The organism is Rhizobium sp. NZLR1 (genome assembly GCF_017357385.1).
Taxonomy (GTDB): domain Bacteria; phylum Pseudomonadota; class Alphaproteobacteria; order Rhizobiales; family Rhizobiaceae; genus Rhizobium.
In genome coordinates, this window is the sequence record NZ_CP071633.1 from 39,236 (window position 1) to 62,738 (window position 23,503).

The window sequence follows — 23,503 nt, forward strand, 5'->3', positions numbered from 1 at the left end:
GGAGAAGGGAAGAAACATGACCCAGCCCAATTTGAAGTTTTCGCTCGGCGAATATGCCGCGCGGCTGGAAAAGACACGGCGCGCCATGGAGGCGAAGGGCGTAGACCTCCTGATCGTCAGTGACCCGTCGAACATGGCCTGGCTGACCGGCTATGACGGCTGGTCCTTTTATGTGCACCAGGCGGTGATCGTGCCACCGCAGGGCGAACCAATCTGGTTCGGCCGCGGCCAGGATGCCAACGGCGCCAAGTTCACCGCCTATCTGAAGCATGACAACATCGTCGGCTATCCCGATCACTATGTGCAGTCGACCGAACGTCATCCGATGGACGTCCTCTGCGGGATCCTGACCGAACGCGGCTTCGGCAAGCTGACGATCGGCGTCGAGATGGACAATTACTGGTTCTCGGCGGCAGCCTTTGCGGCCCTGCAGAAGCACCTGCCGAACGCCCGCTTCGTCGACGCGACCGCGCTGGTCAACTGGCAGCGGGCGATCAAGAGCGAGACCGAGATCAAATACATGCGCAATGCCGCCCGGATCGTCGAAGCCATGCACGCGCGCATCTTCGACAAGATCGAAGTCGGCATGCGCAAATGCGATCTGGTCGCGGAAATCTATGACGCCGGCACCCGCGGCGTCGACGGCATCGGCGGCGATTATCCGGCGATCGTACCGCTGCTGCCGTCCGGCGTCGAAGCATCTGCTCCGCATCTGACCTGGGACGACCGGCCGTTGAAAAAGGGCGAGGGCACCTTCTTCGAGATTGCCGGCTGCTACAATCGCTATCATCTGCCGCTGTCACGCACCGTCTTCCTCGGCAAGCCGACGCAGGCCTTTCTCGATGCCGAAAAAGCGACGCTGGAAGGCATGGAGGCTGGTCTTGCGGTCGCGAAACCCGGAAACACCTGCGAGGACATCGCCAATGCATTCTTCGCGGTCCTGAAAAAATACGGCATCGTCAAGGACAACCGCACCGGTTACCCGATCGGCCTATCCTATCCGCCGGACTGGGGCGAACGCACCATGAGCCTGCGGCCGGGCGACCGGACGGAGCTGAAGCCCGGCATGACCTTCCACTTCATGACCGGCCTCTGGCTCGACGACATGGGTTTCGAGACGACCGAGAGCATCCTCATCACCGAGAGCGGCGTCGAATGCTTCGCCAACGTGCCGCGCAGACTGATGGTCAAGGATTGAGGCTGTCATGAACGAGATTGGCTTGCGACCGTCGCCGATCAGCGCGACGGTGGATTTCGCCGCCGAGGGTGTCCAGCACGGCTTCCTGCGGCTGCCTTACAGCCGTGACGATTCCGCCTGGGGGTCGGTGATGATCCCGATAACCGTCATCCGGAACGGCAAGGGGCCAACGGCCCTTCTGACCGGCGGCAATCACGGCGACGAGTATGAAGGACCGATCGCGCTCTTTGATCTTGCCCGCACGCTGAAGGCCGAGGCGGTGAAGGGCACGGTTATCATCGTGCCGGCCATGAATTATCCGGCGTTTCAGACGGGAACCAGGACCTCGCCGATCGACAAAGGCAACATGAACCGCAGCTTTCCGGGCCGGCCGGACGGCACGGTGACGGAGAAGATCGCCGATTATTTCCAGCGTGTGCTTCTGCCGATGGCGGATATCGTTCTCGACTTCCATTCCGGCGGCAAGACGCTCGATTTTCTGCCGTTCTGCGCAGCCCATATCCTGCCGAACAAGCAGCAGGAGGCGCAGGCTTTCGACCTCGTGACGGCCTTTGCCGCGCCCTATTCGATGAAGATGCTGGAGATCGATGCGGTCGGCATGTACGACACCGCGGCCGAGGAGATGGGCAAGGTCTTTATCACCACGGAACTCGGCGGCGGCGGCACGGCCACGGCCAAAAGTGCGGCGATTGCCAAGCGCGGCACGATGAACGTTTTGCGCCACGCGGGGTTCGTCGCGGGCGCTGTCGATGCCGGTCCGACGACCTGGCTCGACATGCCGGACGGCCGCTGCTTCTCCTTCGCGGAGGAAGGGGGACTGATCGAACCTGTCATCGATCTCGGTGACGCAGTCACTGACGATGCCGTCATTGCGCGCATCCATCCGACCGGGCGGACCGGGGTGGCGCCCCGCGAGATCCGCGCCGGAATGAGCGGCATTCTCTGTGCCCGGCATTTCCCGGGGCTGGTCAAACCAGGCGATTGCGTTGCCGTCGTGGCGATCGTTACAGGCTGAGGTGAACGGAGTTCCGGCGGCTGCTCATACGTCAAGCCGCTTTCTGCGGTCTTGACGCGCTGGCTCTCGCATCGACCTGGAAGCGGTTGACGACCCCTTCCAGCGTCTGCGTCTGGGTGCCGAGCGCTCGACAGGCCGAGGCGGTTTCGACGGCCATGGCCGCGTTGCGTTGCGTCACTTCATCCAGGGCATTGACGGAGGCGTTGATCTCGCCGATCGCCACTGCTTGTTCGGAGGACACCGAAACGATGCGGGCAATCAGGCCGGCGACCTGCTCGACCTGTCCTTCAATTTCCAGAAGCGCCTTGCCAGTGCGGTTGACAAGCTGCACCCCGCTGGAAACCTGAGCCGAGGATGTGGAAATCAGAGCCCTGATCTCCTTGGCGGCGTTGGCCGAGCGCATGGCGAGTTCGCGCACTTCCTGCGCCACGACGGCAAAACCCTTGCCCGCTTCGCCAGCACGGGCGGCTTCGACCCCGGCATTGAGCGCCAGAAGATTGGTCTGGAAGGCGATTTCATCGATAACGTTGACGATGTCGCCGATCTGCGACGACGAACCTTCGATCCTTTCCATGGCGGCGATCGCTTCGCGAACGACGGCGGCCGAATGTTCGGCGCTGGTGCGGGTCTCGGCCATCATGCCGGTTGCCTTGCCGGCATGCTCGGCGGCGTCTTTCGCCTTGACGTTCATCTCATCGAGCGCAGCCGTGGCCTGTTCGAGCATCGCGGCCTGCTGTTCCGTGCGCGACGCGAGACTCTCGGTTGCGCCCGTAATGCCGTCCGAGGAACTGCCCACTTGCCTGGAGGTCAGGGCGATCTCGGCCATCGAGGCGCAAAGTGCGTCCATGCTGTCGTTGAACTTGGCGCGCAAAGTCTCGTAGGCGGCGGCGAAGGGTGTGGCGATCCGGCAATCGAGATTGCCGTGTGATAGCTGGTCCAAGCCGTACGTCAGCTGATCGATCACCATTTCGCGGATCTGCTCGTCGGCGGCTTTTTCGGCCATCTGGCTGCGTTCGCGTTCAAATTCCGCATCGCGAAGCGCCGTCTCGCGCTTCTGCGCGCCCTCGCGTTCCAGCGCGTTGCGGCGGAAGACGGCCACGGCCTTGGACATGGCGCCGATTTCGTCGGAGCGGCTGGCATAGGGAACGTCTGTCGAATAATCGCCGTCTGCGAGGTTGCCCATATAGGCTTTCATACCGTCGAGCGGCACGATTGCCCGGCGACGCAAGAGATAGAGACCCACCAGCAACAGGCCGAATGAGCCGAAGCCCGCGGCACCCGCATAGATCGTCCAGGTGACGATTTCCGAGGCGGCATTGCGCTCCTCGCCCTTCAGGAAGGCATCGGAATTTGCGACAAGTTTCTCGACCGCATCCTGATGCGAATGAAAGGCGACGCGCAATTGCTCGATCGCACCATGCGCCTTGTCTTCATCCTTGGCGGTCAGGGCGGGAATGATCTCGCGGTTCATCACGTCCCAGAATACATCGCCCTTGGCGATGACATCGTTTTCAAGCTCGTCCTTCAAAGCCTGCGGCAGGCGGGTGGTTTTCCAATAGGCGCGGCGATCGTCGTAAGCAGCCTTGAGATTCGCGATCTTGGCCAGATTGGTATCGGTCAGTTCGGGAAATTTGCTCGCCTCGAAGGAGAGCATGTAGGACTCGACGACAAACAGCGGCGGCGGCAGAATATCGGCGATCAGATCCTTTCCGTAAACGACCTGTTCGTAAACCGGGCCATTGACCTTCAGCCGTTCGAGCGCCGATTGCTGCAATCCGATCGACATGAAGAGGCCGGCCGAAACGGCGACGCCAAACGCCACCAAACTGCGCGCAATAGTAAAGGCCAAGACCGTCTCCAAATAACTTATGGCCTCTCTTCTTCGAGACGCCTGATCTACGTGCAGCATTATTTCGCAAGAACGCTGAGATATGGTTAATTCTTTCGTTGGCAGGGGGTTGGCTCACCTGTGAAAGGCCGGTGCAACCGTCCAAAATTGGGGTGATGGCAAACAACGGCCACTTTGGTAGTAAGCCATTATCCGTCAACTCACTGGCCGGGATGCTGAGCGTCATATTTATCAGAAAGGAGATCAGTATGACCGAACCTCAGCTTGCCGTACGGAGTGCAAAGGCGCGTGATCTTGCGCGACGGCTTGCCCGCCGCGAAAATCGTTCAGTCGCCGAGATTGTCGAGCGGGCTCTCGAACACTATGAGATCTGTCAAGTCGGGCCAGAGCCAGCCATGTCCGTCTATGCCCGCCTTTCACCGCAAAGCGGGGCGGATCTCGATCTCGAAGCAGTCGTCGATGGAAGCCGCGAGATTCACAAGGGCATAGAGGTCTAAATTCTGGATTGGGTCGTTCCGGTGAGAATTTAGGCCAATCGCATCAGCATTTCGTTGAGGTCGCCGATCTTGCGCAGCAGCTCGACCAATCTATCTGTATCGTCCTGGCTGAGCCGGCCGGTTTCGCCGCTGCTGTTCCAAAGCTGTTGGAATTCTTGGCTCATCTGGAGCGCGCTGTTCATTATGCCGATGATTTGCGCGCGGTTTTCCCAGGTTGCAACGACGGTTGGTTCGTCCATCTCGATCGAAATATCCGGTTCGCGTTCCAGCAAAAGCAATTTCTGATTCCTCTTGGGCGAAGATGACTTGGTTCGGATGGCGCCATCGGGTCGGCGGTGGGCCATCTCTGCAACTACGCGGGAATACGGTTCGACTTAAAAAGCGTTTGAAACGATTGGCTAGCGGGTATGGGGCGGACCCGTTAGCCAATCGGCAAACCCTTCCCGGAATCACTCAAAGCAGGATTCGCAGGAGCAATAAAATGGGAATATTTCCCATTTGTCAATGTGGGTGACAGCGTTTTCAGTGCGGAACCGGATCGGGGGGCGGCGACCCGGGAGGCCCCGAGCCGGGAGGCGGGCCGCCAGGGCCGGGTGGCGGACCTCGCCTGCCCGGATCGGGAAAATCGCCGCCCGGCCCGCCTCTGCCGAAAGGCGAGTGATCGGGCCCCGGTCCGTTCCCGGGACCATTCGGCGGGCGCGGACCAACGCCATTGGGACCAGGTCCGGGAAAGCCAGTCATTCTGCTCGAATCCCGCACGCCGATATCGACGAAGCCATGACCATCGGGGGAGAGTTGCATCGACCCGGAAGGCGCCGAACCTCCAGGTCCAGAACCCGCCATGCCTCTGTCCCCCGGCCGGAAGGTCTCGATGTTGACGGTACCGCGTTTCAGGCCCGGCACGACAGGTTCGGCCTGAATACGAGTGACGATCAATCGATCGGCAACCGCCTTCAGACGCACGAGTGTTTGTTTGCCGGCCAGATACCCATGCGTGCTTCCAAGCGAAAGGCCGCCGATCAGGACGTGATTGCCGCTCTTGACGAGGACACCACGGACATGGACGCCATCGGAAACGGAGCGGGGCTCGATGCGCCGGGCAATGATCGTGCCGTCAGGTTTGCGGATACCGAACACGGCAACCCGCTTGCCTTTCCGCAGGCCCTTCGTCGCCAAACCTGATGCGTCGACGGTTTGCGAAAGTATTCTTATCCCGGTCTTATCAATCCGGTCGATGCGGCCCTGGACCTCGCTGACGATCGTAATGCGGGCGGCGCGCTTGCCTGTGAGCAGCACCCGGGCGACATGACCGACCTTCATCGCGCTGGCGGGAACGCGTCGTCCATCGATCTCGATCGGCGTCGTGGCGCTGAACGGTATGTGGATATCGTTGACGATAATGCTGCCGAAACCCTGGATGGTCCCGACGATGCCGGTTCCGCCGATGCCGTGATCTTCGTTCTCGCCGCCTCCCTGAATGGAAAGACCGGACCCGCCGATTCCATGATCGCTGGTGCCGGTCGGCTGCGCGGCTGTCATCGCAGGTATCAGGACCTGAAGCGCAATTCCGCCCAGCAGAAACTGTCGTCTCGAGATCGTTGACGGGCTCATTCGTCCGCCTCCGTCTCGGAAGCGGCGTCTGCCTGAGGATCCGGCTCACGCTCCTCGGTCATGACGTAGAGGCCCGAGATCCAGCGGCTGCTGCCGCCCGGATCGTCCTTGATGGCCTGATGGGCGATCTTGTTGAGCTTGAGAAGCATCGCCATCCCTTCCTCGCGCGCGATTTCGTCGAGCCGGGCGGCGAGCGCTGGCGACATCCCATCATAATGAACGGCACGTTCGAAATAGGGAGGAGGGTCGTTCATCAGGTTCATGACCGACGCCTGCACATGGTCACGAAGGTTGCGGGTAAAATAATGCCGGCGGGCTTCGTCGCCGGCATTGGGCACGATCGATGAAAGGTTGAGCCGGACCCAGCCGTTGTCGTCGACAACGACGATGCCCTTGTCCAGCCAGTCGTCGAGGATGGAGCGGGGATGGACGTCTTTGGTGATGTCGCTGACCAGGCTCTCGAATGAGGGAACACCATCGCTGGACGTCCGGGGCAAAGTGCTCGGCCTGTCCTCGGCATCGCAATAAAGCGGATCGGCAAGCCACCGCGCAAGGATGCGGCTCGTCTGCGAAACGCCCACGGTCAGGAACGATGGATCAAGCGCCAGTCCGCGCAGCCGGTTGACGTCCTTGCGGTGGATGCCTGTCAGCAGCGAGATGCGGCTATCCGTCTGCTGCTTGTTCGGCAGCGCGAATTCCTTCTCCGCCACCTCGATATAAAGCCGGCGAAGGACGACCGAAAAAGCGGTGAAGTTGAAGCCGGAGGCGAGAGCGAGTTTGACTAGCGGGCGGAGCACGCGGACCAGCATGGCCTGCAAGGTCTCTTCGGAGAACGGAAGCTTCGCGCGCGGCTTTGACATCAAGAAACACTCGGCCTGTGAAAGACCATTGCCGGCAGACTTCGACAATCGTCCTTGGTCTTCCCTATGGCAAAGTCCACACTGCCGCAACGCACAGGCGACAAGCAAGCCCGGTCCTTGCCATGCTCCCTGGCGGCGCGCGCACGATCGCGACGCCTTCCTGAAGGTATTTTTCTTATTCTATCAATGTCTTGTGTTCTCCGACTCGGGGGACAGCAAGGCGCCCTGGCGCCAGTCGATCAACCGGTCGATTCGAGCAATCTTGTGGAAAACCTCGAAGACGTCGAATGACGAGCCTTTCTCGATGTAGGAGGCCAGGAGCTCGCAAAGCTCGAAGATTTCGGGGGGCGTTCCCGTCATCTCTACACCGTCGTCGGTGAAAATCCCCGATCGCGGCCACGCCTGGGCCTGTTGCTCGTCGAGCTTGCTGCCGACGAAAGGGATCGTATTGATGATGCCTGAGGCAAGCGCAAAGGCGGCCTCAGCCACGATTTCGGAGCAGCTCGTGTTGGGCTCTCTCGTTAAGGCCGGTATTTGCAGCCGCTTGAATTCCCGCATTTTCAATCCGTCAGAGATAGTTGACCAGGCTCAGGCCCTGGAGTTTTGAGACGAGCGTGTAGGCCGTTTCCAGTTGCGTCTGCAGCTGGTTGACGAGCGTCGAAGCCTCATAGGCATCCACGCCCTGGAGATCGACGAGGTTTCCCTGAAGCAGGCTCGACTGGGCATCGAGCGCGTCATTTGCCTTTTCGACCCGTTCTTGCGAGAGGCCGAGCTGGCTTTGCTGCGTCACGATGCCTGAAGTCGCCTGCGCGGCATAACCGATCGCCTTCGATGCCACCGTGCTCTGTGCGTCGGCGCTGAGATCCTGGCCGAAGAGCGCGGAGACGACGACGGAGGCAAGCGCCAGATAACGCATGCCTTCGGAATTGGCGTTGGTGGACGAGGTGATGGTTTCCGAGCCGCTGATCCGGCTTGTCATGTCGGTGCTGGAAGCGGTCGACCAGCCTCCCGAAGCGTCCGTCCAGGCGCTTTCGGAAAACATCGGCTCGACGGTATCGGTGATGAAAGTGCCGATTTCCTCGCCGGTCAGATCGTTGACGTCTTTTCCAAGGCCGGTTGCATAATCGCCCAGCGCGGTCACGATCGCATCCGAGACCGTAGAGGACTGATCGGTCAGAGGCTGGCTGTCGAGGTTCGTTCCGCCAAACAGGAACTCGCCATTCACCTCGGTGTTCGCCGTCGAGATCAGCTGAGAAATCGTGGCGCCCGCCGTCTGCAGGGCAACGGCGATGCTGGTCGTATCCTGGCTCGCCTGGAGCGCTGTCAGGTTCGAGACCAGGCTATCGCCGGCATCCTTGAGGCTCGAAAGGGCGGTCTGCGATGCTTCCATGCGCAATCCGACGACGGCATTACTTGACTGGAACGAGGCGGCCTGGTCGATGGCGCTGGTCAGATTGATCGTTTTCGCGGCGCCGGCGCCAAGGGAGACGCCGATATCGGCGTAGGTTCCGGTCGTCGCCTCCGTCGAGGCCTGCTGCAGCTTGGTTTGGGACTGGCTGATGGTCAGACGCAGGACGTTCTGCATCGCCGATGACGAGACAAAAGAGGCTTTCATGACTAGCTCGCTATATCGAGGAGCGACTGGAACATCTCGTCGATGACGTTCAGGATCTTTGTCGCCGCTTTGTAGGATTGTTCGATATCGAGGAGGAGCGTCAGCTCCTCGTCGAGGTTGACGCCGGCCTCGTTGGAATAGGCCTCGTCGGAGCGCGATAGCGCCGCAGATGTGTTTTCGGAGGCCGCCGTCGCATCGCTGCGGTATTGTTCGAGCCAGCCGATCGAGGAACTGGCATAGTCCATCAGGCTTTGCGATGTGGAAAGACCGGCGTCGGAGGAGAACGAGCGCTGTTCCGTCAACGCCGTATACAGGGCGTCGAGATTGTCCGAGAAGCCGCTGTCGCCCGAGCTGTTGAGATCGGTGATGCCGCTGATCGTTCCGTCGCGCAGCTTCGTTGCATCCCCGCCCTCGCTGGTAACGACGGCAAGATTGACCGAGATCGAGGACGCGATGCCGGTGATATCGTCGGAATCCGAGGGTGTTCCTCCAGTTGCTCCGGCCGCCGTCGTCCAGACGAAAAGTGCGGGTGCGCTGGTGCTGCCGTCGGTTTCCGAGAAGGCCTGGACGAGGGACTTGGCGAGCTCGTCGAGCTGAGCCTGGAATGTCGGGGCGATTTCGTCGCGAAGCTGCAGCAGCGCCTGCAGGCTGCCCGAGGCACTTGTCGTCGATCCCTCGCCGGCGTCGAGCGCAACGCCGTCTATATAGACGGAATTGCCCTCCGTTCCGGCGACGTAGGTTGTCGTGGGCACGTATGTGACGGTGCGCGGTATGGTCTCGAACAGCACGGTGCCGTCAGAGGTGTAGAGCGCCATGTCGTTATTGTCGCGGACGGCGGTGGTCACACCGACGATCGAGGAGATCTGCTTCAGAAGCTTTTCACGCTCGTCGAGAGCCGAGGACGTATCGGCGCCCGTCGCTGTCGCCCCCTTGACCGCATTGTTGGCGGTTTCGAACTGCGACAATAGCGTATTCAGCGATGAGACCTGCGTGGCGATCTCCGCATCGGCATCGGCTCTGATCGACTGGACGCCGTCGCTTGCGGTATTCAGCGAATTGGCCAGATCCTGCGCGGCGGTGACAGCCGATTGCGCGGCGGTCGTGCTGCTCGGCGATGTAGCGAATGTCTGCAGCGCCTGCTGAAATGCCGAGAGATAAGTGCTCGGCGAGGTCTCGTAGTCATTGCCGCCCGTCAGCGACTTCAGGCTTTCGAGGCCGGTCACAAGCGTCTGCTGGGCGCTGTCCTTGGCGTTCGATTGCAGATACTGGGCCAGCAGCGCGGTTTCCTGCGCCCGGCTGATGCTGACGACCTGAGCGCCGGACAGAGACGTCGTTATCGACGCCTCGCGTCTGACATAGTCGGAATTTCCGACATTGGCGATGTTGGTCGAGACGACGCTGCTTTGCTGGCCGGTATTGTTGAAAATACTTTGGACGCTGTTCAAGGCGGAGGTAAGCGACATCTAGGCGCTCCCTTTATCGTTTCAGGTTGACGAGGACATCCATGATGTCGGAGCCGGTCTGAAACACCTTCGAATTGGCGGTATAGCTGCGCTGCGCCTCGATCATTTCCGTCAGTTCGCCGGCGAGATCGACGTTCGAACTCTCGAGGGCGCCGGACTGGATGGAGCCGAGCCCGTTCGTCTGCGGAAAGCCGGTGACCGTGACGCCGGACAATCCGTTGGCGCTGTAGACGTTGCCGCTGAGCAGCGTCAGATTGTCGGGGCTGGCGACCGTCGCAAGCGGGATCTGATAGAGCGCCTTCGTCGCGCCATTCGCATAGGAGACCGATACCACGCCGTCCGTCCCTATGGACACCGAGCTGACGGCACTGGCTGCCTGACCATCGGCAGAGCCCGTCGCCGAGAAGTCGGAGGCAAGCTGGGTGAAGTCCGAATAATCCATGGTGATCGTCTTTGCCGTGACCGGATCGACGATATCCGTGTCGGTCGCAGACGTCAGCTGGCCGTCGGCGTCGAAGGAGAGCGTCGCGACGCTCACCGCACTGGAGGAGTAGGGGAAGGACGTCGTGCCGCCGGTCGCTGCATCGGCATTGCGGTAAACCGAGACTTCCCAGGTGCTTCCAGTGACCGCGCCGGCTGAATCCGTCGTGACACCCGTCTTGGTGAAATAGTAGTCGTACTGGACGGTGCCGCCGAGGCTGTCATAGGCAACCAGCGACATCTTCTGCGTATCGTCGGTGACACCAGAGGAATTGGCGCTCGGCAGCGTCGTCGCATCCGTGACGACAATTGCCTCGGAATTCAGGTTGCCGCTGAAATAGGCGCTGGTCGAAGCGATCGCGCTCAAGCCCGATTGGGCGACGTTAACCGGCACCAGGCCGTCGAAACCGTTGACGACAACCGCCGGCACGCCGGAATCATAAGAATACCCCATAAGGGTGAAACCGGCGCTGTTGACCAGATTGCCGTCGCTATCGACCGAGAAGTCGCCGGCCCGGGTAAGAACCGGCGTGCCGTCGGGGCTTTGCACGATGAAGAACCCGTCTCCTGATATCGCCAGGTCGTAATCCGAGGTCGTATAGGAGATGTCGCCCTGTTCGGAAATCGCCTGGCGCACGGATGTCTGGACGCCGCCGGAATTGTAATTGCCTGAGGACGACGGCAGGACCAGCGACGAGAAGGAGGTGGAAACGGCTTTGTAGCCGACCGTGTTTGCGTTGGCGATATTGTCGGAAACCGTGCTCAGCCGGTTTGCCTGGGCGCTCATGCCTGAGACGGCGGTTTTCATACTTCCAAAAATGCTCATGGCTCAATCCTTAAAGGTTGGGGAACATGCCATGTGGCGACAGGCTTCCAGATCCCGGATTGCGGGCGCACGACATCGCTGGCGCCGGGCAAAGCCCACACCGGTCGATGATCTGATTGTCTGGACTGACCCCGTGATGGCGATAGGCGCTTCGGCTCATCCGTGCGCTGGTGTCGTGCGCCTATTGCGGCGCACCATTTGTTCGGCTGACGGCTATGGCGGCGTTCCTGCTAGAGCATGATGCCGAAAAGTGTGAGCGGTTTTCTTATGACATCATGCGCTAACTCTCTAATTTAGAACAGGATTCAGAATTTAGGCCGACCGGGCCTAAAATCATCCTGGTCTAAACAACTAGGCGGTCGTCAGCCCGTGGCAGTGTACAATGAACCGGTGCCGGATGTGTCGAGCAGATCAAAGAGCTGGCTCGCCTGGCTTTCGGTGACGTCGTCCGGCCTACCGGCCATGAATTCGTCCAATGTCACGAGTCCGTCTCCATTCGTATCGAGATCTGAGAGCAGGGATGCAGACTGGTCATTGTCGGCGGGCGGCGGTGGCGGCGGTCCGTCGGGACGTTGCGATGACTGAGAGGACATGGCCTCGGTCAGCGCATCGACCGATAGGGACCCGGCGCTTTCGCTGTCGAAGCTATCGAAAAGCGTGCCGGCCTGATCTTCCGTCACATCGGACGGCCGGCCTGCGACGAACTCCGCCTTGCTCACCAGCCCGTCACCATCGGTATCGAGATCGGAGATCAGGGATGCAGACTGATCGTCGTCGGCCGGCGGCGGCGGTGGCGGTCCGTCGGGACGTTGCGATTGCAGGGCGGACATGTCCTCAGTGAGCGCATCGACCGATAGCGAGCCGGAATCTTCGCTGTCGAAGCTGTCGAACAGCGTACCGGCCTGATCCTCTGTCACGTCGGACGGCCGGGCTGCGACGAACTCGGCCTTGCTCACATAGCCGTCGCCATCGCTGTCCAACTGCCCAACGTCCATGCCGGCGCCGCCGCCCTGCTCTTGGCTGGAGCCGGACTGACCGGTGAGGCCGTTCATCGCCAGCGACATCAACTGGGCCATGAGTTTCTCGGCACTGTTGGTCGTGTCTTCGTCGGACTGCTGGCTTGTGGTTGATTTTTTTGCCGAAACCGTATTACAGGATAGGATGTCCTGGGATGCGGATGTCGAGCTCTTGCTATAGGAATAGGAAGAAATTGATGTTGCGGCCGAAATGGTCGTCATAAGCGCTCCATCGCTAGAGGGTGGGGATGCAACGCATTACAGAACTTATGAGTTCTCTAAATCGAAATTGCTAATGCCACAACCGAAAAAATCATCCCTCAGAAATCGCAGTCCGCTTTTCAGGCTCGTCGGCATGCGCTTCGGTAAGGCGGTCTAGATCGTCATGGATGGTGTCGACGAGCCCGCAGATGAGCCGCGCAAGCGAGGCCGGCCGAAAGTCTCCAGCGATGAGGACAAGCGGGCACATATCGTCGAAATCGCTCGCCGTGTTTTTGTAAAATGCGGCTATGCCGGAAGCACGACCGCGGTCGTCGCCACGGAGGCAGGCGTTTCGAAACAGACGCTCTACAAACTGTTCCAGAGCAAGGAAGAGCTGTTTGCCGCCGTCGTCGGCGCGCATCGGCGCATGATGCTCGATCTGCCCAGGCCCGCGGAAGATCTCTCGATCGCCGAGAGCCTCGAACGTATCTTCATGATCGACATGGATGAGGAGAAGGACGCGGATCGTGCCGGTTTCCTGCAGCTCGTCTTTCGCGAGGCGGCTCAGTTTCCTGAGCTTGTCGACATTCTGCAGCATGAAGGCATGCTTGCCAGCCGCCAACACCTTGCCGACTGGTTGAACGATCGCCGGGCCGAAGGCAGGTTGGCGCTCGACGACCCGGCAAGCGGCGCCCGCATGCTGATGGACATGATCTTCGGCGGTATGGGCCCGCCGGAAGGGCGGGCCCAGGCGTGGCCCGATCGGGCGAGGCTGCTTGCCCATCTTCGCCGTTGCATCGCCATCTTTGCCGCTGGCGTCGGCGCCGCCTGAAGCGCATCGCATTTTTCAACTTCCAATTCCGCATCAGATGAATTATAGAACTATGGAGTTCTATTAAATTGATTCGGCCACATGGACGTGGCTGTGCTTCGCCATGATCGGCGCCGACATTCCCGCAGAGATGAAAAGTTCCCCCGTGATTGCCGGCAGGCTTTCGCGCGGCGCCGCCGTGCTTAAAGCATGTCGCCCGGAAGTGTGCAGCGGTTCCGGGATAACGACATGCATAAAAACAGAGGACTAAAGCGCGTCGCATGAATCAAGTTTGATGCGACGCGCTTTAGCGCAAATCCAGCAAAAGCCGCAGAGCGATTTTGCGTTCGGAAACGCGTAAAAACCAGAGGTTAGAGGGACAAACGTTGGTTTCCACTTATGTAAGCTACCTCTCGGTCGCTCGAAATCTCGGCGCCAGTCTTTCGAACGTCGCATCCCAGGCCACGGTTGCCCGCGACAGCGCCTATTACAAGGAAAACATCGGCAAGGTCACGACGGTCGATGACTTCATGGGTGATTACAAGCTCTATTCCTATGCCATGAAGGCCTACGGGCTCGACGACATGACCTATGCCAAGGCCTTCATGAAGAAGGTGCTGGAAAGCGACCTCAGCGATTCATCGAGCTTCGCCAACAGCTTGAGTGACAGCCGCTATGCCGAGTTTGCAGCCGCCTTCAAATTTTCCGGCGAGACGAAGACGGCGCAATCGGACGTGCAGCGGGACAATCTGCTCGATGCTTATGAGACGTCCTTCGACACCGAGGCGGACGACATCGCGGATGAGACGGATTATTTCGAAGAGAATATCTCGTCGATCACCTCCGTCGATGATTTCCTGTCGAGTTCGAGGCTGAAGAACTATGCGCTGACGGCCTTCGGTCTCAGCACCGACTATACCTCAAGCAGCTTCTTGAAGGAGGTTTTGACGAGCGATCTCGACGATCCCGACAGTTTCGTCAACCAGCTCGGCGACGACGTCTATGTCAGCCTGGCAAAAGCCTTCAACTTCAACGAGGACGGCTCGACCGACGGCGACGTGATGTCGGAAGATCAGATCTCGCTGATGACGAGTGGGTATGCGGTGGCCTCGTCGACCACTGCGTCTTCGGACACCGGAGAGGCCTATGACACCTATTTCGCTGCAGAAATTGGAAACGTCACCTCCGTCGATCAGTTGATGAGCGACGATAAGCTGGTCGGCTATCTCAGGATCGCCTACGGGCTGACCGACGACGAATCCGACACTTTCATTTCCGCGGCGCTGAAAAGCGCCGACATCGCCGACGCGATCGGCCTGTCCGATTTGCACGACGCCTTCAATTTCGATGAAGACGGCGCGCTTGCCGATGGCGACACCGCCCAGACGTCGGAACAGACCGCCACGACCACGGCAGCCTTCGATGAAAATTACCAGGTGCTGGTCGCCAATACCAGCACGGAAGACGCCACCGACAACTATACGACGCGCATCGCCAGCGTTACCTCGATCGATGATTTCCTCGTATCGAATGCCGATGACGACGATGACGACAACGACGATCTCCCGGAAATGTGGGAAATGGCGTTGCGCGCCTATGGCATCGATTCCACCGAGGTTTCGAGAAGCGAGGTCCGGAAGATACTCGAAAGCGATCCAACGGACGCCAAAAGCTATGTCAACAGCCTGAACGATGACCGGTTCGTCGCCTTTCGCAAAGCTTTCAACTTCGACAGCGACGGCGACGTCACCGTTCCCTTGCAGGCCATGTCGGAATCCGTCGTCGACGACTATGCCGCCTATTACAAGCAGAACAAGATCCGCTACCTCGAAGGGAACGAACTGACCGAGGCGACCGATGCGGCGGATGACGAGATCAGCTATTTTCGCGAGCAGATGGCGACGATCACCACTGCGAGCGAATTTCTGGCCGACGATCGCCTGGTTTCCCTGGCGCTCGAGGCCAAGGGGCTCGACCCTGACGATGTCACGTCGGACGAATTGGAGAAGATGTTTTCTTCCGATCTCGACGACGAAGATAGTTATGTCAACAAGCTGGACGACAATCGTTTCGCCGAACTCGTCGGCTCGTTCAATTTCGACCAGGACGGTAATATTTCCACCGATCCCACCGGGACGGTGCAGCAGCGCGGCGATGTGCTCGACACCATCGACTCCTATGTCAGGCTGACGCTTGAGGACGATCAGGGCGATAGCAACACCGGCGTGCGCCTCGCGCTCTATTTCCAGCGCAAGGCGCCGGAGATTTCGAGCGCCTATGACATTCTGGGTGACAGCGCGCTCTTCGAGTTTTTTACCACGACCTTCAACCTGTCCAGTTATGTCTCCAACATGGACGTCGACAAGCAAGCCGAGATGGTCAACAATTTCATCGACATCAAGGATCTGGCGGATCCTGACAAAGTCGACGATCTGATCAAACGCTTCACCGCCATGTATGATGTCGCCAACGGCACCGGCACCACGTCGACAGCACTTTCGATCCTCACCGGCTCAGCGACGATAAGCTCTGACACGCTCCTTGCAATGGCGCAGTTGAAAAGCGGCTGAGTGATCTTTACTCCCCGGTTCGTGAGGACCCGCCCACATCAAGATTGGCTGTCTGCCAGACGTTCGCGGCGTCGCGAAGGACTTGGCAGCGGGATGAATTGCCTGCCTCGACTTGCCGGTTGATAGGCGCCGGCACCTTCAGGGGCGCCGGTGCCTCGTGGGTTTTCGTATTGACCGACTGAAGCGTGATGGCGATCAGCTGCAGCTTGTCCTTGAGTGACCGGATATTCCCGGGCGCATGCGCTTTGAGGTAGCTGATCGGCTTGACATGCGCCGACAGCGTCCTGCGGTAACGCCCTTTGGCCCAGAATATCGAACGCCCCAGGCCTGGCCTGGAGAGGCTCCGATTTCCATCTCAGGCGCGGCCGCTTTTTTCACGAAACCTCTGCGAAAGAGAATGTCATTTCTTATAACGAAGTTTGTCTACTGATTTTATAGATTATACTTTGCAACCAGCGATCGGCTCGTGATGTCATGACCTATCTCCTCAGTCTTCTCGACAAAAGTCCGATCGAACAGGGTTTCACCGCTGCGGATGCGTTGCGGACGACGGTCAAGATTGCTGCCCGAGCCGAGGAACTCGGTTATCACCGTTTCTGGGTGGCCGAGCATCATAACATGTCCAATCTGGCGAGCTCGGCGCCGGAAGCGCTGATCGCCTACCTTCTCGCCAGGACCTCGAAAATCCGTATCGGCTCGGGCGGCGTCATGCTGCAGCATTACAGCGCCTACAAGGTTGCCGAGACCTTCAATCTTCTGGCATCGCTTGCACCCGGCCGCGTCGATCTCGGTGTCGGCAAGGCGCCGGGCGGCTTTCCGCTTTCGACACGCGCGCTGCAGCTTGGCGTCGATCCGGCAAGCAAACCGGATTTTGCCAGCCAGCTTTCCGATCTTAACACCTATCTCGCAGCCGACCCGAATTACGAGGGTGCGCAGGCGACCCCTTTCCCGCCCACCGCTCCCGAACGTTTCCTGCTCGGCGCCAGCGTCGACAGCGCCAAACTTGCTGCCGAGAAGGGCTGGGAACTGGTTTTTGCCGGTCACCTGAACGGCGATCCCGACAATCTGCGCAGGACCTTTGAGGCCTATGAGCAGGCATCCGGCGGCAAGCGGCCGATCCTGGCGCTCGCAGCCTTTGCCGCCGAAAGCGAGGATTATGCCCGCGAGCGCGTCGGCAATCTGCGCATCGTCAAGGTGTTTCTGCCGAACGGCCAGACCGTCAATGTCGGCAGCGAGGAGCAGGCGGCTGAATTTGCCCGCCAGGCCGGCGTCACCGATTACCGCATCGAGGAGAAGGTGCCGAGTGTGCTGCACGGCACCGCAACGCAGATCCGCAAGGAATTGGACGAGTTTCACCGCCGCTACGGCGTCAACGAATTCGTGCTCGACACGCCGGCGCTTTCAACCGCCGAGCGCCTGGCCTCCATCGAGCTGCTCGCCGAGGAGCGGCTTTCCCTCGTCGCCTGACCGTTTTCAAGGAGATCGATCCCATGGCTCAGAAACACGTCACGTTCGGCATCATGCTGCAGGGTCCCGGCGGTCACATGAATGCCTGGAAGCATCCAAGCGGGCCGGCGGATGCCAGTGTCAATTTCGACTTCTTCGTCACGACGGCGCGTAGCGCGGAGGCGGCCGGCATCGCTTTCGCCTTCGTCGCCGACGGGCTCTATATCAACGAGCAGTCGATTCCGCATTTCCTCAACCGCTTCGAGCCGATCGCCATTCTCTCGGCGCTGGCGGCATCGACCTCGAAAATCGGTCTCGTCGGCACGGTCTCGACCTCCTACAGCGATCCCTTCACCATCGCCCGGCAGTTCGCTTCGATCGACCTCATCAGTGGCGGCCGGGCAGGGTGGAACGCGGTGACCTCGCCGCTCGAGGGCTCGGGGCGCAACTACAGCCGCGAACATCCCGAACATGAACTGCGCTACGAGATCGCCGAGGACTATATCGATGCGATCAAGGGTCTGTGGGATTCCTGGGACGACGACGCCTTCGTCCGCAACCGCGAGACCGGCGTCTTTGTCGACAAGACCAAGATGCATCGCCTCGACCATAAGGGCCGCTTCTTCCGCGTCGAGGGGCCGCTCAACATCGGCCGTTCGAAGCAGGGTCAACCGGTCGTCTTCCAGGCGGGCGCTTCGGATTCCGGCATCAGGCTCGCCGGCAAACATGCCGATGCCGTTTTCACCAATGGCGGGCCTATCGAGGAGGCGCAGGCCTTCTACCGCCAGCTCAAGGACAGCGTGATTGCGCATGGCCGCCCGGCGGCGGAGGTCGGCATCTATCCCGGCATCGGCCCGATCGTCGGGAAGACGGCCGAGGAAGCGGAAGCCAAGTACCAAGCGATCCGTAACCTCGTCACTATCGAGGAGGCGCTGCTCTATCTCGGCCGCTTCTTTGATCATCATGATTTCGCCGTCTATCCGCTGGACGAGCCGTTCCCCGAACTTGGCGATATCGGCAGAAACAATTTCCGCGCTACCACCGACCGCATCAAGAGGACGGCGCGCGATAAGGGCCTGACGCTCCGCCAGGTCGCGCTTGATTCCGCGACGCCGCGCACCGCCTTCATCGGTACCGCGGAGCATATCGCCGACGAGATCATCCGCTGGGTGGACCATGGCGCTGCCGACGGCTTTATTCTCGGTTTTCCCGTCATCGCCGAGGGTTTCGCCGACTTTGCCGAATACGTCCTGCCGATCCTCACGGAGCGCGGTTATTTCGATCCGATCCTGAAAGGCGAGACGCTGCGCGACCATTTGGGTCTGCCCTTCCGCGAAAGCCGGTATGCGGCCGGTGCGGACCGCCTCGAGCGCGGAAAGGCCGTCGGCGCCTGAGGCGCTGACGAACCGTCATGGACATCATCGCTCGGAACCCGCGCAGCAACGATCCGGTCGAAAAGGGCATCGCCGCCTATCTCGACGAGATCATCGCGCTTCGCCACGATCTGCACCAGTATCCGGAGCTTGCGTTCCAGGAACTCAGGACCAGCAAGCTCGTGGCATCCCGCCTTTCCTCCTGGGGCTACGAGGTGGCGACGGGCATTGCCGGCACCGGCATCGTCGCCACCCTCAGGCGCGGCGACGGCAGGAAGCGGATCGGCATTCGCGCCGACATGGACGCGCTGCCGATCGAGGAGGCAACCGGTCTTGCCTATGCCAGCAGCAATCCCGGCGTCATGCATGCCTGCGGCCATGACGGGCATACCTCGATCCTGCTGGCGGCCGCCCGTTATCTCTCAGAGAGCGGTAATCTCAGCGGCACGCTCAGGCTGATCTTCCAGCCCGCCGAGGAAATCGGCGCCGGCGCACGCAAGATGATCTCGGAAGGCCTGTTCGAACGGTTTCCTGTCGATGCGGTCTTCGGGCTGCATAACTGGCCGGGTGTGCCGACGGGGCAATTCGGCTTCGTCACCGGTCCTGCCATGGCTTCGGTCGATCAGGCGGTGATCAAGATTGTCGGCAAGGGCGGCCATGGCGCGGAACCGCACCGCGCCGTCGATCCGGTGCTGGCGTCCGCCTCCTTCATCACCGCCCTGCAAAGCGTGGTCTCGCGCAATGTCGATCCGCAGGACATGGCGGTTGCCACCGTCGGCTCGATCCATGCCGGCTCCGCCTCGAACGTCATCCCTGAGAGCGTGGAGATGAAGCTCACCATGCGGGCCTTCAGCGAGACGGTTCGCCAATTGCTGCAGGAGCGTATTCCAGCCCTTGCCCGCGCCCAGGCCGAAAGCTTCGGCGCCGAAGCGGACGTGAATTATCGCCTCGGCTTTCCGGCGTTGGTCAATCACGCCAAGGAAACGGCATTTGCCCGTGATGTCGCACAGGACGCACTCGGTCTGGCGGCGATCGAGAAGGATTTCCGGCCGAGAACCGCGAGTGAGGATTTCGCCTTCATGCTGAAGGCCAATCCCGGCAGCTACCTGTTCGTCGGCAATGGCGACAGCGCTCCCCTCCACAGCGCCCACTATGATTTCAACGACTCGGTCATTGCGCCTGCCGCCCGCTACTGGGTGCGGCTCGTTGAGGCCTTCCTCACTGATGACAACGGGTGATGAACGATATGAGCGATACGTTTCTCTATACGAGCCCTCTCGACCCCCGCGCCAAGCCGCTGATCGATGAGTTGATCCACGAATATGACAGCCGCTACGGCACCTATTTCAATGCCGAAGGTGCAGCGGCCGAGCTCAATCGCTATCCCTCCGAAGCCTTTGCGCCGCCGCACGGCAACTTCCTCCTGTTGATGCGGAATGGTCAAACCATCGGCGGCGGCGCCTTCAAGCAGTATGACGAGCGCACGGCCGAGTTCAAACGCATCTGGACGCGCTCCGATCTGCGCCGCCAGGGCCTTGCCCGCAAGGTGCTGGTGGAACTGGAGGCCCAGGCCGCCCGCCAGGGCTATGCCCGCATCTATCTTACGACCGGCTTTCGCCAGCCCGAGGCAGTCGGCCTCTATCTGACCTATGGCTACACCGCTCTCTTCGACACTGCTGTCGATCCCGAGATCTACAAGAGCCTGCCCTTCGAGAAGGACATCACCCATCTCGCTCAGCCGGCTCCCGAAAACGAAGCGGCCGAGCCACGCCTGCGCGTCGCCAGCGCAAATCACTGAAAGCGGCAAAGACCGACAATCATAAAAGGGAAGCACAATGGCACTGACGACGGATTTCGTGGGCATCGACCCCGGCAGCAGGACGGCAGAACCGAAGCAGGATCACTCCCGTTACCGCATCGTACCGGCGCGCCATCCCGGCCAGCTCGTGGGCACGATCTTCGCCGCCTTCGTCATCATCGCCGTGCTTTATTCCACCTTCACCAATCCACGCTGGGGTTGGGGCGTCTTTGCCGAATGGTTCTTTGCCGAACCGGTGCTCGTCGGCCTCGGCAGGACACTGCTTTTGACCGCGCTTGCCGCCATATCCGGTTCCATTCTCGGAACGGCTCTGGCGCTTGCCCGCGTTTCCAGGTCGCCGCTGCTTTCCGGTCTCTCATGGGGCTATATCTGGCTACTGCGCTCGATCCCCGTCATCGTGCTGCTGCTGATACTGAACAATCTTGGCTACCTCTACGAGACGATCAAGATCGGCATCCCTTTCACCGATACGGTCTTCATCGACTATCCGACGGTGCAACTGCTGACGCCCTTTGCCGCTGCCTTCCTCGGCCTCACGCTCAACCAGTCGGCCTTCTTCGCCGAGATCGTGCGCGGCGGCATTCTTTCGGTGGATCATGGGCAATTGGAGGCTGCAGCCGCACTCGGCCTACCGCACCGCCGCCAGGCCTTCCGCATCGTACTGCCGCAGGCCATGCGCTCCATCCTGCCGACAGGCTTCAACGAGCTCATCGGATTGGCGAAGAGCACATCCATGGTCTACGTGCTGGCGCTGCCGGAACTCTTCTACACGGTCCAGGTGATCTACCGCCGCAATCTCGAAGTCATTCCGCTGCTGATGGTCGCGACCGTCTGGTATCTGATCATCATGACGGTGCTGTCGGTTGCCCAGCACTATATCGAACGCTATTTTTCCAAAGGCGCCGTGCGCAATCCGACGCCGCTTCCCTTTCAGGCATTTTTCGCGCGCTTCCGGCGTCCGCTGCCTGTCCTCGATACGGCGATCGACACCGTGCGCAAGATCGGCTTTCAGGATGCGGCGGCCCTGCGGGCCGCGGGCGGCGCGGTGCGCATCCACGGTATCTCGAAGAGCTTCGGTTCGCTGAAGGTGCTCGATGACATCGAGCTCAGCCTGCCTGCCGGCAGCGTGACCGCCATCCTTGGCCCGTCCGGCTCCGGCAAGTCGACGCTTTTGCGTGCCATCAATCATCTGGAGCGTGTCGATGAGGGCTTCATCTCCGTCGATGGCGATTTCGTCGGCTACAGCAGAAAGGGCGATACGCTCTACGAACTCAAGGAAAACGAAATTCTCAAACGCCGCGCCGATATCGGCATGGTCTTCCAGAACTTCAATCTCTTCCCACATCTGACCGTGCTCGAAAACCTCATCGAGGCACCGATCCAGGTTCGCGGCATCGGCCGCGAGGAAGCGGTGCAGCTGGCGCAGGAGCTGCTCGCGCGCATCGGGCTCAGCAACAAGATCGACGCCTATCCACGCCAGCTCTCCGGCGGCCAGCAGCAGCGTGTGGCGATCGCCCGCGCACTGGCGCTCCGCCCTAAGGTGCTGCTCTTCGACGAGCCGACCTCGGCGCTCGATCCCGAGCTCGTCGGCGAAGTGCTCGATGTCATCAAGGAGCTTGCCCGTACCGGCACGACGCTCATCATCGTCACCCATGAGGTTGGCTTTGCCCGCGAAGTCGCCGACACCGTCGTCTTCATGGACAGTGGCCACATTCTGGAGGCCGGCCCGCCGGCGCGCATCTTCAACAAAGCGGAACATCCCCGCACGCGCGAATTCCTCGCCAAGGTTCTCTAGCGCCCGACAGCGCTGGCGAAATGCCGGGCCGCGACGGGCTGCACCGGCCGACTGACAACAACCACAACTTAAAAATGAAAATGGAGACGGGACATGGCATTTGCAGATAGAACAAGGCTTCTCATAGCAGGGGCCGTCACCATCGCCGCACTCGGTTTCGGTTCGGCTCAGGCGCAGCAGAAGTTCGATCTCAGCCCCGAGCAGCCGAACCGGCTGCGGGTCGAGAAGAACGAGAAGCGCGTTGACGAAGTCAAGGGCTTCAAGTTCGTCGAAAACGGCGCCTTTACCGTCGGCATCAGCTCGAGCGGCAATCTGCCGCTGCATGATTATGCCTCCGATTCCAAGACGGTCATCGGCTATGACGTCGATCTAGCGCAGGCCATCGCCGACAGCCTCGGCCTGAAGCTGGAACTGGTTTCCGTTGCCTGGGCCGAGTGGCCGCTGGGACTGACGTCGGGCAAGTTCGACGCGGTGATCTCGAACGTGACCGTCACGGAAGAGCGCAAGCAGAAATTCGACTTTTCGACCTACCGCAAGGACGAGCTTGGCTTCTACGTCAAGGCCGACAGCCCGATTACGGCGCTCAAGCAGCCGAAGGATATTGCCGGCCTGAAGGTCATCACCGATGCCGGAACCAACCAGGAGAAGATCCTGCTGGAATGGGACCGCGAGAACGTCGCGGCCGGCCTAAAGCCGATCGAGGTGCAATATTATGACGACGACGCGGTCAAGGATCTCGCCGTCCAGTCCGGCAGAGCCGACGCGGTCTTCAGCGTCAACGCGACGCAGGCCTACTCGGCGGGCATCAATGGCAAGACCAAGCTCGTCGGCACCGTCAGCGGCGGTTGGCCGATCACTGCCGAGATTGCGGTCACGACGCGCAAAGGCAGCGGTCTGGCGGCTCCCTTGACCGATGTTGTCAACGACCTGATCGCCAGCGGAGCCTACAAGAAGATCCTCGATACCTGGAATCTTGGCCCCGAGGCGATCGACCAAGCAAAGACCAATCCTCCCGGCCTGCCGAAGAGCGGCTCCTGACATTGCCCGACGGGCTGGCG

Annotated in this window: 20 protein-coding genes; 11 read left to right on the forward strand and 9 right to left on the reverse strand. The window is 60.5% G+C overall.

All coding sequences use genetic code 11. The annotated features are described in order from the left end of the window. The first annotated feature begins 16 nt into the window (after window positions 1-16). Together doeA and doeB are read left to right on the forward strand one after the other, a co-directional pair. Window positions 17-1,198, forward strand: coding sequence for an ectoine hydrolase DoeA (doeA, locus tag J3O30_RS22560; RefSeq protein ID WP_207584809.1), 1,182 nt, complete (start codon window positions 17-19; stop codon window positions 1,196-1,198). A 7-nt stretch (window positions 1,199-1,205) separates the two neighbouring features. Beyond that, window positions 1,206-2,213 (forward strand): N(2)-acetyl-L-2,4-diaminobutanoate deacetylase DoeB, encoded by a 1,008-nt coding sequence (doeB, locus tag J3O30_RS22565; protein WP_207584810.1) that lies wholly within the window; start codon window positions 1,206-1,208, stop codon window positions 2,211-2,213. Between the two features lie 31 nt (window positions 2,214-2,244). On the opposite strand, the gene J3O30_RS22570 is transcribed toward doeB, so the two are convergent. Next, window positions 2,245-4,062 (reverse strand): methyl-accepting chemotaxis protein, encoded by a 1,818-nt coding sequence (locus tag J3O30_RS22570; protein ID WP_207584811.1) that lies wholly within the window; start codon window positions 4,060-4,062, stop codon window positions 2,245-2,247. Between the two features lie 248 nt (window positions 4,063-4,310). Here J3O30_RS22570 and J3O30_RS22575 point away from each other — a divergent pair, with 248 nt between their 5' ends. After that, the gene (locus tag J3O30_RS22575; protein ID WP_207584812.1) at window positions 4,311-4,559 is read left to right on the forward strand and encodes a plasmid stabilization protein; all 249 of its coding nucleotides are present in this window, start codon (window positions 4,311-4,313) and stop codon (window positions 4,557-4,559) included. 29 nt (window positions 4,560-4,588) lie between these two features. Here J3O30_RS22575 and J3O30_RS22580 read toward each other — a convergent pair whose 3' ends face one another. From J3O30_RS22580 to J3O30_RS22615, 8 genes are all read right to left on the reverse strand, one after another. Continuing rightward, on the reverse strand, window positions 4,589-4,837 hold the full coding sequence (locus tag J3O30_RS22580; protein WP_207584813.1) for a hypothetical protein: 249 nt from the start codon (window positions 4,835-4,837) through the stop codon (window positions 4,589-4,591). 244 nt (window positions 4,838-5,081) lie between these two features. Further along, window positions 5,082-6,170 (reverse strand): DUF5666 domain-containing protein, encoded by a 1,089-nt coding sequence (locus tag J3O30_RS22585; RefSeq protein ID WP_207584814.1) that lies wholly within the window; start codon window positions 6,168-6,170, stop codon window positions 5,082-5,084. Beyond that, the gene (locus tag J3O30_RS22590) at window positions 6,167-7,030 is read right to left on the reverse strand and encodes a DUF6502 family protein (RefSeq protein WP_207584815.1); all 864 of its coding nucleotides are present in this window, start codon (window positions 7,028-7,030) and stop codon (window positions 6,167-6,169) included. The genes J3O30_RS22585 and J3O30_RS22590 overlap by 4 nt, the downstream gene beginning before the upstream one ends. Window positions 7,031-7,213: 183 nt before the next feature. Next, window positions 7,214-7,588 carry a hypothetical protein gene (locus tag J3O30_RS22595; protein ID WP_207584816.1) on the reverse strand — a complete coding sequence of 125 codons (375 nt, stop codon included), beginning with the start codon at window positions 7,586-7,588 and terminating at the stop codon, window positions 7,214-7,216. A 10-nt stretch (window positions 7,589-7,598) separates the two neighbouring features. After that, window positions 7,599-8,645 (reverse strand): flagellar hook-associated family protein, encoded by a 1,047-nt coding sequence (locus tag J3O30_RS22600; RefSeq protein ID WP_207584817.1) that lies wholly within the window; start codon window positions 8,643-8,645, stop codon window positions 7,599-7,601. Between the two features lie 2 nt (window positions 8,646-8,647). Then, on the reverse strand, window positions 8,648-10,108 hold the full coding sequence (gene flgK, locus J3O30_RS22605; RefSeq protein WP_207584818.1) for a flagellar hook-associated protein FlgK: 1,461 nt from the start codon (window positions 10,106-10,108) through the stop codon (window positions 8,648-8,650). A gap of 13 nt (window positions 10,109-10,121) precedes the next feature. Further along, a complete protein-coding gene (locus tag J3O30_RS22610; protein ID WP_207584819.1) occupies window positions 10,122-11,414 on the reverse strand; it encodes a flagellar hook protein FlgE in 1,293 nt (430 codons plus the stop codon). Between the two features lie 362 nt (window positions 11,415-11,776). Next, window positions 11,777-12,652 (reverse strand): EF-hand domain-containing protein, encoded by an 876-nt coding sequence (locus tag J3O30_RS22615; protein WP_207584820.1) that lies wholly within the window; start codon window positions 12,650-12,652, stop codon window positions 11,777-11,779. Between the two features lie 163 nt (window positions 12,653-12,815). Here J3O30_RS22615 and J3O30_RS22620 point away from each other — a divergent pair, with 163 nt between their 5' ends. From J3O30_RS22620 to J3O30_RS22655, 8 genes are all read left to right on the forward strand, one after another. Further along, window positions 12,816-13,463: a TetR/AcrR family transcriptional regulator gene (locus tag J3O30_RS22620; protein ID WP_207584821.1), complete on the forward strand. Its 648-nt coding sequence runs from the start codon at window positions 12,816-12,818 to the stop codon at window positions 13,461-13,463. A gap of 365 nt (window positions 13,464-13,828) precedes the next feature. Continuing rightward, window positions 13,829-16,012 (forward strand): DUF1217 domain-containing protein, encoded by a 2,184-nt coding sequence (locus J3O30_RS22625; RefSeq protein WP_207584822.1) that lies wholly within the window; start codon window positions 13,829-13,831, stop codon window positions 16,010-16,012. A gap of 474 nt (window positions 16,013-16,486) precedes the next feature. After that, window positions 16,487-17,479 carry an LLM class flavin-dependent oxidoreductase gene (locus J3O30_RS22630; protein ID WP_207584823.1) on the forward strand — a complete coding sequence of 331 codons (993 nt, stop codon included), beginning with the start codon at window positions 16,487-16,489 and terminating at the stop codon, window positions 17,477-17,479. A 23-nt stretch (window positions 17,480-17,502) separates the two neighbouring features. After that, the gene (locus J3O30_RS22635; protein ID WP_207584824.1) at window positions 17,503-18,852 is read left to right on the forward strand and encodes an LLM class flavin-dependent oxidoreductase; all 1,350 of its coding nucleotides are present in this window, start codon (window positions 17,503-17,505) and stop codon (window positions 18,850-18,852) included. A gap of 17 nt (window positions 18,853-18,869) precedes the next feature. Beyond that, window positions 18,870-20,069, forward strand: coding sequence for a M20 aminoacylase family protein (locus tag J3O30_RS22640; protein WP_207584825.1), 1,200 nt, complete (start codon window positions 18,870-18,872; stop codon window positions 20,067-20,069). A gap of 8 nt (window positions 20,070-20,077) precedes the next feature. Next, window positions 20,078-20,629: a GNAT family N-acetyltransferase gene (locus J3O30_RS22645; RefSeq protein WP_207584826.1), complete on the forward strand. Its 552-nt coding sequence runs from the start codon at window positions 20,078-20,080 to the stop codon at window positions 20,627-20,629. A gap of 37 nt (window positions 20,630-20,666) precedes the next feature. Then, window positions 20,667-22,445, forward strand: coding sequence for an amino acid ABC transporter permease/ATP-binding protein (locus J3O30_RS33635; RefSeq protein ID WP_207584827.1), 1,779 nt, complete (start codon window positions 20,667-20,669; stop codon window positions 22,443-22,445). Between the two features lie 93 nt (window positions 22,446-22,538). Next, window positions 22,539-23,483 (forward strand): ABC transporter substrate-binding protein, encoded by a 945-nt coding sequence (locus J3O30_RS22655; protein WP_207584828.1) that lies wholly within the window; start codon window positions 22,539-22,541, stop codon window positions 23,481-23,483. Window positions 23,484-23,503 lie beyond the last annotated feature (20 nt).

Bases quoted from the DNA above. Each gene is read 5' to 3' on its own strand.
- doeA (WP_207584809.1), top strand. From the start codon at position 17: ATGACCCAGCCCAATTTGAAGTTTTCGCTCGGCGAATATGCCGCGCGG.
- doeB (WP_207584810.1), top strand. From the start codon at position 1,206: ATGAACGAGATTGGCTTGCGACCGTCGCCGATCAGCGCGACGGTGGAT.
- J3O30_RS22575 (WP_207584812.1), top strand. From the start codon at position 4,311: ATGACCGAACCTCAGCTTGCCGTACGGAGTGCAAAGGCGCGTGATCTT.
- J3O30_RS22585 (WP_207584814.1), bottom strand. From the start codon at position 6,170: ATGAGCCCGTCAACGATCTCGAGACGACAGTTTCTGCTGGGCGGAATT.
- J3O30_RS22590 (WP_207584815.1), bottom strand. From the start codon at position 7,030: ATGTCAAAGCCGCGCGCGAAGCTTCCGTTCTCCGAAGAGACCTTGCAG.
- J3O30_RS22595 (WP_207584816.1), bottom strand. From the start codon at position 7,588: ATGCGGGAATTCAAGCGGCTGCAAATACCGGCCTTAACGAGAGAGCCC.
- J3O30_RS22600 (WP_207584817.1), bottom strand. From the start codon at position 8,645: ATGAAAGCCTCTTTTGTCTCGTCATCGGCGATGCAGAACGTCCTGCGT.
- flgK (WP_207584818.1), bottom strand. From the start codon at position 10,108: ATGTCGCTTACCTCCGCCTTGAACAGCGTCCAAAGTATTTTCAACAAT.
- J3O30_RS22610 (WP_207584819.1), bottom strand. From the start codon at position 11,414: ATGAGCATTTTTGGAAGTATGAAAACCGCCGTCTCAGGCATGAGCGCC.
- J3O30_RS22615 (WP_207584820.1), bottom strand. From the start codon at position 12,652: ATGACGACCATTTCGGCCGCAACATCAATTTCTTCCTATTCCTATAGC.
- J3O30_RS22620 (WP_207584821.1), top strand. From the start codon at position 12,816: ATGGATGGTGTCGACGAGCCCGCAGATGAGCCGCGCAAGCGAGGCCGG.
- J3O30_RS22630 (WP_207584823.1), top strand. From the start codon at position 16,487: ATGACCTATCTCCTCAGTCTTCTCGACAAAAGTCCGATCGAACAGGGT.
- J3O30_RS22635 (WP_207584824.1), top strand. From the start codon at position 17,503: ATGGCTCAGAAACACGTCACGTTCGGCATCATGCTGCAGGGTCCCGGC.
- J3O30_RS22640 (WP_207584825.1), top strand. From the start codon at position 18,870: ATGGACATCATCGCTCGGAACCCGCGCAGCAACGATCCGGTCGAAAAG.
- J3O30_RS22645 (WP_207584826.1), top strand. From the start codon at position 20,078: ATGAGCGATACGTTTCTCTATACGAGCCCTCTCGACCCCCGCGCCAAG.
- J3O30_RS33635 (WP_207584827.1), top strand. From the start codon at position 20,667: ATGGCACTGACGACGGATTTCGTGGGCATCGACCCCGGCAGCAGGACG.
- J3O30_RS22655 (WP_207584828.1), top strand. From the start codon at position 22,539: ATGGCATTTGCAGATAGAACAAGGCTTCTCATAGCAGGGGCCGTCACC.